Origin of the sequence: Niveibacterium sp., from assembly GCF_041909475.1 — a bacterium.
Lineage (GTDB): Bacteria > Pseudomonadota > Gammaproteobacteria > Burkholderiales > Rhodocyclaceae > Niveibacterium.
This window is the reverse complement of record NZ_JAYRDJ010000003.1, coordinates 161,642-171,980: the sequence shown is the minus strand read 5'-3', so window position 1 is coordinate 171,980 and position 10,339 is coordinate 161,642. Positions and strand designations below refer to the sequence as shown.

Genomic DNA, 10,339 nt, shown 5'->3' with positions numbered 1-10,339 from the left:
GCTCGGATGCCGCGATCACGTCGGCGGTGATGGCGATGTCGCAGGAACTGGGCCTCGCAGTGGTCGCCGAGGGGGTCGAAACCGAAGCGCAGGCCGCTGCGTTGGCGCGGCGCGGCTGCAAGGCGATGCAGGGCTTTCTGTTCGCACGCCCGCTGCCTGCCGCCGACTTCATCGAGTGGACCAAACGCGGCTGGCCGCGTGCGATGAAGTCCGCCTGAAGCCCTGTCCGAGCTACAGAACGCCCGCCCGGCCAAGCCGCGCGGGCGTTTTTCATGGCGCCTCAGATCTTCCAGCGCACGTTGTCGCGCACCGCAGCCGCCATCGCCGCAACAGCCGCATCGTTTTCGGCCACGATCGCGATATGCCCGCGCCCGGCGGGTTCGGCAAGCGCGCGGTAGCCCTGCATCGTGCCAGTCTGTGGCACATGCACCTTGTCACCCGGAATCAGGAACAGCGACACCATGCCCTTGTCGGTATCCAGCACCACATGCCAGCCGGTACCTTCGGGGCCCGGGCACAGCTTCATGTAGCGCACATGACCGAGCGAGTGTGTCAGCTCGCCGCCGAAATGCGCGAGCACTGCGCGGAACTGATCGGGGTCGGCCAAGCGCGCGGTGGTGAAGGATTCCGGCTCGTGCATCACATGCTCGATCGCAAAACGCGGCGCGTCGTAACGGCCGTGCCCCTGCCACACCGAAACACCAAGCCCGATGCTCAGCACCACCGACGCCGCCATCGCCCAGGCACGCCAGGGCATCTGGCGGCGGCCGCTGACGGCGAGCAGGATGCGCTCGTCGAGACCCTCCGGCACCGGCACATCCAGCACACGGGCGATGCGCGCCTCCTGTGCGTCGATGCGGCGCGCAAACAGGCGGCAAGCGTCGCAGCCGGCCTCGTGGGCGCGGGCTTCGGCGGAGATGCGTTGCGGATCGGCGAGTTTCGCGCGCCGGTACGCGAGGCAGTTCATTTCAGTGGGCGCGTTCATGCGTGTCCTCTTTTCTGATCGGCCGGCGTGCCCTCCAGCAAACCGCGCAGCGCCTGGCGCGCGCGGGTCAGCCTAACCATGATGGCCCCTTCGGTGGTTTCCAGTTGCTGCGCGATTTCTGCACACGAGAATCCGCCCAGGGTCTGTAGCAGAAAGGGCTCGCGCAGCGATAGCGGCAAGCTGCCGATCAACTGCTCCATTTCGTAGAGCGCGATTGGCGAATGCTCGGCCGGCAGGTCGAGATCTTCCGGCGCTTCGTCGGCATAGTCGAACTGCTTGCGCTCGTAGAGCCGTGCATGCTCGTTGCGCAGGATCTGTAGCAGCCAGGGCTTCGGATTATCCTTGTCGCGCAGCCTTTCCCACGCGTTCCACGCGCGGGTGCAGGTCTCCTGAACCAGCTCCTCGGCAACGAAGCGGTCGCGGCAGAGCCAGAAGGCGAAGCGGTATAGGTCCGCGCTGTAAGCACGGACCACACGTTCGAAATGGCGTTGGCGAAGCATTAGCAGCATGGCGCTTCCAGTAGGTTCCGCTCGAGCAGACCGGAGTCCGACCGCAAACCTTACATCGAGCGATCAATGCGGTCGGGGCAGCAAGGCAATTTGCCGCCTAAACTGCGGCCATGTCACCCACAGCTCCGCCCAAAGCCACGCCTGATGCCTTGCGCAACCTTGGTCCGCGCTCGCGCGAGATGCTGGCTGCGGCGGGCATTCACTCGATCGCGGACCTGTCGGCGCGCGGCGCCGTGCGCGCATGGGACGACGTGCGGCGCTGCGGCCAGCCCGCAAGCCTGAATCTGCTGTGGGCGCTGGTCGGAGCGCTTGAGGGCCGCGACTGGCGCGATGTGGCGCGGAACGACCGCCTCGACCTGCTGATGCAGATCGAGGCCATCGCAGAAGCGCGCAAGGTGCTATCGAATCAGGAAACCGACACGCCCTGAGCAAGTGGCCGCGCGCGGCGACAGATATCCGACACCAGCGCCGCATGGGCTTCCGGTACCGGTTGCTCGACGCGGCGATAGACGCGGCCATCCGGCGTGCGGGCCAGCAGACCGTGGTTCACCAACTCGCGCCGGATCAGCACATAGTCCTCGAAACCCAGCGCGGCCTGGATCCAGCCGTTCACTTCGCGCTCGTTCATCGCGATGCGTGCCGGCAGTTGCCCCCACACGCCCAGCACGCAGGGCAAGCGGTGGCCGGCTTTGGTGGGCCAACGCAGCAGGCGACCGCTCGCATCAAAGTAGCGCAGCAAGGCTGTCTGGTCCTTCGGCGGGGGCGGTGCTTCAGGCTGCGGGCGCGCGGTAGGCACCGTGTGGCGATGTTCGGCGCGGTAGCTCTGGAAATTGCGGTAGCCGGTGGCACGCGACAGTGCGTTGAGCAACTGCAGATGGCCGGGCGGGCCGTCGATCTCGGCAAGCTGGCGAGCGAGCGAACGAGCGAGTGCCGAGATGTCGTCGGCGTAGTAAGGCAGGGTAGTACGGGACACGATCAATCCTTTCATCGTGCCGGCCCCGGATGCGGGGTGTCGGTGGTCGCCGTTCCGACGCGGCACAGGACGCGCGTCAGGGTGTGGTACGTGGCAGGTTTAGCTTCCCTTGCGGGGGCGACGCCTCGGTGATCTGCCGACCGGGGCCGGAGTATGCCGCCTGCCGCCCTGCCCCGCAAGCCTGATCCGCCGACCGCCGCAGTACAATCGGCGCGAGGCCCACGCGCTACGGGCCTGATCTGACGGAGCTTGCATGCTGTATTCGATTCTTGCGATCAGCGTTGGCGCCGCCGCCGGTGCGGTATTGCGCTGGCTGCTCGGCACCTCGCTGAATGCGCTGTTCCCGACCGTGCCGCCGGGCACGCTGGCCGCCAACCTGATCGGCGGCTATCTGATCGGCGTGGCAATCGTGTTCTTCGCCGACCAACCAGGCCTCGCCCCGGAATGGCGGCTGTTCGTGATCACCGGCTTTCTCGGTGGCCTGACGACCTTCTCCACCTTTTCAGCCGAAGTCACGACGCTGCTGCAACAGGGCCGCCTCAGCTGGGCGCTCGGCGCGGTGTCGATTCACGTGGCCGGTTCGCTGTTGATGACGCTCGCCGGCATGGCCAGCGTTGGGCTGCTCAAACGCTTGTAAGGAGACCACCATGCAAGGCGTGCTGCTGAACTTCTACACCGAACAGAACCGCAAGCACCGCGGCCGCCCGCTCGCCGAGTGGCTGCTCGAAGAAGCGCGCCGGCTGGGCGTTTCCGGCGCAACGCTGCTGCATGCGGCGGAAGGTTTCGGCCGTGCTGGCCGGCTGCACGCGGCGCACTTTTTCGAGCTCGCCGATCAGCCGGTGGAAGTGTCGATGGCCGTCTCGCCGGAAGACGCGGACCGCATGATGGCGCGCGTGCGCGAAGAGGGGGTCAAGCTCTTCTACGTGCGCATCCCGGTTGAATTCGGCAGCACTACCGATTGATCGATTGCCCCCGGCGGCACTGCCTGCCGGGGGTTACACCTTCTTGCCGGCACGGCGGCAGATCTTGCCGCTGCCGCGCGCCCCAGCCACTCCCCTTAGCTCAGCCCCCTCGCCGAAACCCCGGCGTCAGTTGCAACCGCACCGTACGCATCTGGTAATAACCATGACTGCATTCTGGTGTGGAACTGGCGTGTACAGGTCATGACTGCCCGCCCGGCAGCGGCCGCCCATCACAGGCGCGGCAACCTACACGGAGGAGCACAGCATGAGCATCAGCGGCATTTCATCCGGCGCCAGCCAGTTCGCCAGTGCGCTGTTTTCGAAGATCGATACCCGCCAGCAGGGCTACATCTCGCAAGATGACCTGACGACCGCGTTCAGCCTCGTCGACCAGGCGCGCGGCAAGCGCAGCGATATCGACGCAGCCGAAGTCTTCAAGCAGTTCGACAGCGACAGCGACGGCAAGGTCACGAAAGACGAGTTCTCCACCGCGATCGAAAACCTCGCCGCGCAGCTCGATCAGCAATTGATGAGCTCACGCATGGGTGGCGCAGGCGGGCCCGGCGGCGCAGGTGGCATGCCGCCCCCGCCGCCGAAGGACGACGCCGGCTTCACGAAAGACCAGCTGAGCAGTCAGCTCGAGGAAATCGGCAGCAGCGACAGCAAGCGCTCTGAATTGCTGAACAAGATCGTCAGCAACTTCGACAAGGCGGACACCGATGGCGACGGCAAGGTCAGCTTCAAGGAAGCGATGGCCTACGACAAGTCGACGCAGACCAGCGACAGCAGCAGCACCGACACCCGCAGCACGAACGCGCAGGCCAACGGTGAAGCGCAGTTGATGGCGAAGATCCTGCAACTGGCGCACGCCTACGGCAATTTCGGCAGCGAGCAGAACAGCGCCGCCGTCGCCAGCCTGCTGTCGACGCAGGCCTGATGCGCGGCAAACGCCGGGGTGCCGCAGCGCCCCGGTGGTTCAGCGCAGCAGCGAGATCGCGATGATCCCCATGCCGACGCCGATCATCGCATCGAGCACCCGCCACGAGGCCGGCTTGGCGAACAACGGTGCCAGCCAGCGCGCGCCATAGCCGAGCAGCATGAACCAGCTGACCGACGCGGCAATGCAGCCGAGCCAGAAGCCGACCCGGTCCAGCCCATGCTCGCGCCCGCCGATCGAACCAATCAGCACGATCGTGTCGAGATAGGCATGCGGGTTCAGGTAGGTGAAGCCGAGCACCAGCACGATTGCCTGCTTCAGCGGCATAGTCGGCGCGTCGGTCGGCGTCAGCGCGTGCGCGCTGAAGGCCGAGCGCAGTGAGCGCAGGCCGTACCACAACAGGAAGGCCGCACCGCCCCAGGTCGCCACTTCCACCGCAACGGGGAAGTGCTCGATCACCTTGCCCATGCCGGTCACGCCGAGCCCGATCAGGAAGGCATCGGACAGCGCACAGACCAGGATCGTCGGCAGCACATGCTGTCGCGTAAGGCCCATCTTCAGTACATGCGCGTTCTGCGCGCCGATCGCCATGATGAGGCCGGCGGTGACGAGGAAACCTTGAAGGATGACGTGGGTGTTCATGCTGCACCTGATCGCTCTGCTTGTTATCGAGGCCCGTCGATACGCCCGCAGCCGCGCGAGGCAGCAAGGAGAGGCGGCAACGCTGCGACCGGCACCGGGTCGGTGTGCGGACGTATCGACTGCGTGGGCACTCGCGGAACCTTTGTCGGACCGCGATACAAAGGATAGCGGCCAAAGCAGCATCGAATTAGCGATCTGAAATTTACAGATCAACCATTAGCAACGTTAATACTCAGAATCGGCCGTCTTTAGGCCCGCCTTGCGCCGTCGCTCAGCGCGGCGACGCGCGAGTTCCGGCACATCAGGTGTTCCGCCCTGGAACAGCCTGTGTTTCAAAACTGGACACTCGTAGCACCTGCCACCCTCAACGCTTAGCTCACGCCGGTTTGCTTGAGAAGCCCGCACGGCTTGGGTTTTCGGGCGATCCGGCAACGCCGCCACGAAGCCTGGCACGGGCACTGCAGAAGGGATCTCCGAGGCGAAGCAATCGCCCGCACACCTACAACAGGAGGAGACAGACCATGAGCTACGCCCTTCCCGGCCAGGCCGGCGCGCCCGTCGCGTTCAAGCAGCGTTACGACAACTTCATCGGTGGCAAGTGGGTGCCGCCGGTGCGTGGCGAGTACTTCGACAACATCACGCCGATCACCGGCAAGCCCTTCTGCCAGGCCGCGCGCTCGACCGAGGAGGACGTCAACCTCGCGCTGGACGCCGCGCACGCCGCCGCCGAAAAGTGGGGCCGCACCTCGCCGGCCGAGCGCTCGAACATCCTGCTGAAGATCGCCGAACGCATCGAGGCCAACCTCGAGCGCCTTGCCTACGCCGAGACGGTCGACAACGGCAAGGCGATCCGCGAAACGCTGAACGCCGACATCCCGCTCGCGGTCGATCACTTCCGCTACTTCGCCGGCGTGCTGCGCGCGCAGGAAGGCTCGATCAGCGAGATCGACGAGAACACCATCGCCTACCACTTCCATGAGCCGCTGGGCGTGGTCGGCCAGATCATCCCGTGGAACTTCCCGATCCTGATGGCGGCGTGGAAGATCGCGCCGGCGCTGGGGGCCGGCAACTGCGTGGTGTTGAAGCCGGCCGAATCGACGCCGGTGAGCATCCTGGTGCTGGTGGAATTGATCGCCGACCTGCTGCCGCCCGGCGTGCTCAACGTCGTCAACGGCTACGGCAAGGAAGCCGGCATGCCACTCGCAACGAGCAAGCGCATCGCGAAGATCGCCTTCACCGGCAGCACCGCCACCGGCAAGCTGATTGCCCAGGCCGCCGCCGGCAACCTGATCCCGGCGACGCTGGAGCTGGGCGGCAAGTCGCCCAACATCTTCTTCGCCGACGTCGCGGCTAAGGACGACGACTTCCTCGACAAGGCGATCGAGGGCCTCGTGCTGTTCGCCTTCAACCAGGGCGAGGTGTGCACCTGCCCCTCGCGCGCGCTGATCCACGAATCAATGTACGACGAGTTCATGGACCGCGTGCTGGCACGGGTGCGTGCAATCAAGCAGGGCAACCCGCTCGATGCAGCGACCATGATGGGCGCGCAGGCCTCGCAGATGCAGATGGACAAGATCCAGAGCTACCTCGCGCTCGGCAAGCAGGAAGGGGCGAGCTGCCTGATCGGCGGCGACCGCGCGCAGCTTGGCGGCGAGCTGGCAGAGGGCTACTACATCCAGCCGACGATGTTCCGCGGCCACAACAAGATGCGCATCTTCCAGGAGGAGATCTTCGGCCCGGTCGTCGCCGTGACCACCTTCAAGGACGAAGCCGAGGCGCTCGCGATCGCCAACGACACGGTCTACGGACTCGGCGCCGGCGTGTGGACGCGCGATGCCAACACCGCCTACCGCATGGGCCGCGGCATCAAGGCCGGCCGCGTGTGGACCAACTGCTACCACGCCTACCCGGCGCACGCGACCTTCGGCGGCTACAAGGAATCAGGCATCGGGCGCGAAACGCACAAGATGATGCTGGACCACTACCAGCAGACGAAGAACCTGCTCGTGAGCTACTCCCCCAAGGCCCTGGGCTTCTTCTGAGAATCCGCCGCTCGGCTGCTGCGCACGGCGATCTCGGGACTGCGGTGCTCGCCGTACCACTTGTACGGCTGCGCTCCTCCTCCCGACCTCGCCGCGCTCGCGACGCCGATCGACGGACTCTCGCTGGAAGAGCCGCGGCTGTTGCGCGGCGAAAACTCGAATCGGGATGCTCCATCCCTCCCTTGTGGGGCGACTTGTCGCCCCTCTTTTTTTCTGCAGCCATCGATCCGCGTGGCGAGTTCGGCCGCCAGCCCGAAGGCGGCCGCGGCAGTGCGGACGCGGGCTCGTAAGCTGCGCGAAGGTTTGAGCGACCATGCTGCCTGCCCCAGATCCGCCACGAGGTGATGCCATGCCCCTGCCTGCCACGCTCGATGCTCACCGCCAGCGCATCGCGCAGGCGCGCGAAATGGCCTTCGTGCAGGGCGAGCCGCCAGAAACGCTGGTTGGCGAGGAAGTGCTCGCCTCGTGGCAGCGCAGCAGCGCGGCCGGCCTGTCGCCCAACCTGCCGAAACCGCCCGCACTGGTTGCACAGCCGCGCCTGCGTGAAGCGCATGAACGCAACGGCCAGCTGATCGCGCTGGCGCAGCCGGTGATCGACACCGTCGCGCGGCAGATCCGCGACAGCGCTTCAACACTGATCCTCGCCGACGCCAACGGGCTGATCCTGCGCTCGCTCGGCGACGCCGATTTCCTCTCGCGCGCCGAGCGCGTCGCGCTGTGCCCCGGCGCGGACTGGAGCGAAGCGCAGCGCGGCACCAACGCGATCGGCACCGTACTCGCCACCTCACGCGCGCTGGAGATTGTCGGCGGCGAACACTTCCTCGCGCACAACACGCAACTCACCTGCAGTGCAGCCCCGCTGTTCGACCCCACCGGCCGGCTCGTCGGTGTGTTCGACATCTCCGGCGACTACCGCGCCTACCAGCCCCACACGCTGGGGCTCGCGCGCATGGCGGCGCAGTGGATCGAGCAGCGCCTGTTCGAAGCGGATTTCTCGCGCCATCTGCTTCTCGCCTTCCATCCGGAGGTCGACTACGTCGGCGTGCTCGGCGAAGGCGTCATCGCGATCCGCGAAGACGGTGCGGTGCTCGGCGCCAACCCGGCCGCACTCGCGATACTCGGCTTGCGCCGGCGCGCGCTGGACGGTCTCGGCTTTGCACAACTGTTCGAGCAACCGCTCGCCCGGCTGCTCGATAGCGCCCGCCGTCACCCCGCCGCACTGCACGAACTCGATGCCCGCGGCGGCTTGCGGGTTTACGCAAGGCTGCGTGGCGAGCTGCCAACGCCGACCACCGCTGCGGCTCGGCCTCGTGCCGCCCCGCTGCCGCGCCGCCATGCGCCGGATCTCGACGAACTTGCCGCTGGCGACGCGACGATGGCCGCGCTGGTCGCCCGCGCACGCAAGGTGCTGGCGCACGACATTCCGATCCTGATTCAGGGTGAATCCGGCGCCGGCAAGGAGATGCTCGCCCGCGCGCTGCACGAAGCCGGGCCACGCAGCGGCGCCCCTTTCGTCGCGCTGAATTGTGCGGCAATCCCGGAATTGCTGATCGAATCCGAGCTGTTCGGCTACGAGCCCGGCGCCTTCACCGGCGCGCGGCGCGAAGGCGCAACCGGCCGCATCCAGCAAGCCAACGGCGGCACGCTGTTCCTCGACGAGATCGGCGACATGCCGCTGGCGCTGCAGGCGCGCCTGCTGCGGGTGCTGCAGGAACGCTGCGTGAGCCCGCTGGGCGGCGACCGCACGATCGCGGTGGACCTGCGCCTGATCTGCGCCACGCACCGGCGGCTGCGCGACGAAGTGGCGGCCGGCGGCTTCCGCGAAGACCTGTACTACCGCATCAACGGCCTCGCGCTGCAACTGCCGGCGCTGCGCGAGCGCAGCGACTTGCCGCAACTGGTGACGCGCCTGTTGCGTGATGTATCGGGTGGCCTCGCAATCGGTGTTCAAGACGAAGTACTGCGCGCCTTCGCCGCTTATGCGTGGCCCGGCAACCTGCGCCAGTTGCACAACGCGCTGCGCGTGGCGGTGGCGCTGCTCGACGAGGGCGAAACCACCGTCGGCTTCGAACATCTGCCCGACGATCTACGCGAGGACATCGCCCGTCCACCGACGCTTACCGCGGTAAGCGCTACACCCGATGCGCTGGCCGAGATCGAACGTGAAGCCGTGCGCCGCGCACTCGCCGACGCCGGCGGCAATGTGTCGGCCGCCGCGCGCCGGCTCGGCATCAGCCGCACCACGCTGTACCGCAAGCTCCACTGAGCGCCAGCCGTGAATTAGCCAGGCCGATCCGATTGCGCCAACATAAGCCGCGCTAATAAACTGGGCGAATGAAGATCGATTTCGCCCTGCTCGAATGTCTGGAAGCGGTGGTCACCGAAGGCAGCTTCGAGAAAGCCGCCCGCACGCTGTCCATCACGCAGTCCGCGGTGTCGCAGCGCATCCGGCAGTTCGAACAGCAGGTCGGCGCGCCGCTGCTGTTCCGCACCCGCCCGGTCACGCCCACGCCCGCCGCACAGCCGCTGCTGCGCTTTGCGCGGCAAACGCAACTGCTGGCGCTGGATGTATGGCCTGAGCTACTGGAGACGGTGTCGCGGGGCCGCGTGCGCATCGCGGTGAATGCGGACAGCCTGGGCTCCTGGGTGCTGCCGGCCCTGGCCCCTTGGGCTGAGCGCAACGCTGCGATGCTCGACTTCGTCGTCGACGATCAGGAACACACGCAGGAGTGGTTGCGCAACGGCGAGGTGATCGGCTCGATCAGTTCCGACCCGGCGCCGGCACACGGCTTCCGCTCGGTGGCGTTGGGCGTGATGCGCTACCGCTGCGTCGCTTCGCCCGCCTTCATCGCACGCCATCTGCCGCGCGGGCTGGATCGCACGGTGATCCACCGCGCGCCCGCGCTGGTGTTCAACCGGCGCGACGCGCTGCTGACTGAACACCTGCGGCGGCATTTGCGGATCAAGGAACCCTACTTCCCCAACCACTTCGTGCCGGCTTACGAGGCCTTCCTCGCCGCCGCGCAACTCGGTTACGGCTACGGGCTGCTGCCGGAAGTGCAGTGCGCGCAGGCGCTGGCAAGCGGCAGCCTGGTCGACATTACGCCCAACACGCCGCTGACCGTGCCGCTGTACTGGCATACCTGGGGCCTCGCGACCGAACTGGTCAGCACCCTGAGCGCGGCGCTGGTGGAAGGCGCTGCGCACGCGCTCGAAGCCATGCCGGCCCCGACCCGCGCCGCACGCAAAACGCCGCGCGCCTGACTGGCCGCGCCATTCGTTTGTCGGC

General features: G+C 66.9%; 12 protein-coding genes. 8 read left to right on the top strand and 4 right to left on the bottom strand.

Annotated elements, in window-relative coordinates; translation table 11 throughout:
- A partial coding sequence (locus ACE3P0_RS04540) for an EAL domain-containing protein (protein WP_374400275.1) occupies positions 1-218 on the top strand: 218 nt, incomplete at its 5' end.
- A gap of 62 nt (positions 219-280) precedes the next feature.
- Here ACE3P0_RS04540 and ACE3P0_RS04535 read toward each other — a convergent pair.
- Positions 281-985, bottom strand: a complete 705-nt coding sequence (locus tag ACE3P0_RS04535) for a DUF3379 family protein (RefSeq protein ID WP_374400273.1) — start codon at positions 983-985, stop codon at positions 281-283.
- A complete protein-coding gene (locus ACE3P0_RS04530; RefSeq protein ID WP_374400271.1) occupies positions 982-1,494 on the bottom strand; it encodes a sigma-70 family RNA polymerase sigma factor in 513 nt (170 codons plus the stop codon). The genes ACE3P0_RS04535 and ACE3P0_RS04530 overlap by 4 nt, the downstream gene beginning before the upstream one ends.
- A gap of 110 nt (positions 1,495-1,604) precedes the next feature.
- Here ACE3P0_RS04530 and ACE3P0_RS04525 point away from each other — a divergent pair, with 110 nt between their 5' ends.
- Complete coding sequence (locus ACE3P0_RS04525) at positions 1,605-1,922, top strand: TfoX/Sxy family protein (RefSeq protein ID WP_374400269.1); 318 nt, start codon at positions 1,605-1,607, stop codon at positions 1,920-1,922.
- Here ACE3P0_RS04525 and ACE3P0_RS04520 read toward each other — a convergent pair.
- Entirely contained in the window at positions 1,901-2,467 is a 567-nt protein-coding gene (locus ACE3P0_RS04520) for a DUF2087 domain-containing protein (RefSeq protein WP_374400267.1), read from the bottom strand. The two genes, ACE3P0_RS04525 and ACE3P0_RS04520, sit on opposite strands and share 22 nt — an antisense overlap.
- Positions 2,468-2,720: 253 nt before the next feature.
- Between ACE3P0_RS04520 and crcB the strand changes: the two genes are divergently transcribed.
- From crcB to ACE3P0_RS04505, 3 genes are all read left to right on the top strand, one after another.
- Positions 2,721-3,104 (top strand): fluoride efflux transporter CrcB, encoded by a 384-nt coding sequence (gene crcB, locus ACE3P0_RS04515; protein ID WP_374400265.1) that lies wholly within the window; start codon positions 2,721-2,723, stop codon positions 3,102-3,104.
- Between the two features lie 10 nt (positions 3,105-3,114).
- Positions 3,115-3,429, top strand: coding sequence for a DUF190 domain-containing protein (locus tag ACE3P0_RS04510; RefSeq protein WP_374400262.1), 315 nt, complete (start codon positions 3,115-3,117; stop codon positions 3,427-3,429).
- A gap of 265 nt (positions 3,430-3,694) precedes the next feature.
- Complete coding sequence (locus tag ACE3P0_RS04505) at positions 3,695-4,366, top strand: EF-hand domain-containing protein (RefSeq protein ID WP_374400260.1); 672 nt, start codon at positions 3,695-3,697, stop codon at positions 4,364-4,366.
- A 39-nt stretch (positions 4,367-4,405) separates the two neighbouring features.
- Here the strand turns inward: ACE3P0_RS04505 and ACE3P0_RS04500 are convergent, their stop codons facing one another.
- Positions 4,406-5,008, bottom strand: coding sequence for a LysE/ArgO family amino acid transporter (locus ACE3P0_RS04500; RefSeq protein ID WP_374400257.1), 603 nt, complete (start codon positions 5,006-5,008; stop codon positions 4,406-4,408).
- A 521-nt stretch (positions 5,009-5,529) separates the two neighbouring features.
- Here ACE3P0_RS04500 and adh point away from each other — a divergent pair.
- From adh to ACE3P0_RS04485, 3 genes are all read left to right on the top strand, one after another.
- On the top strand, positions 5,530-7,050 hold the full coding sequence (gene adh, locus ACE3P0_RS04495) for an aldehyde dehydrogenase (RefSeq protein WP_374400255.1): 1,521 nt from the start codon (positions 5,530-5,532) through the stop codon (positions 7,048-7,050).
- A gap of 349 nt (positions 7,051-7,399) precedes the next feature.
- Entirely contained in the window at positions 7,400-9,316 is a 1,917-nt protein-coding gene (locus ACE3P0_RS04490) for a sigma-54-dependent Fis family transcriptional regulator (RefSeq protein WP_374400252.1), read from the top strand.
- Positions 9,317-9,384: 68 nt separating this feature from the next.
- Positions 9,385-10,314 (top strand): LysR family transcriptional regulator ArgP, encoded by a 930-nt coding sequence (locus ACE3P0_RS04485; protein WP_374400250.1) that lies wholly within the window; start codon positions 9,385-9,387, stop codon positions 10,312-10,314.
- Positions 10,315-10,339: the final 25 nt, after the last annotated feature.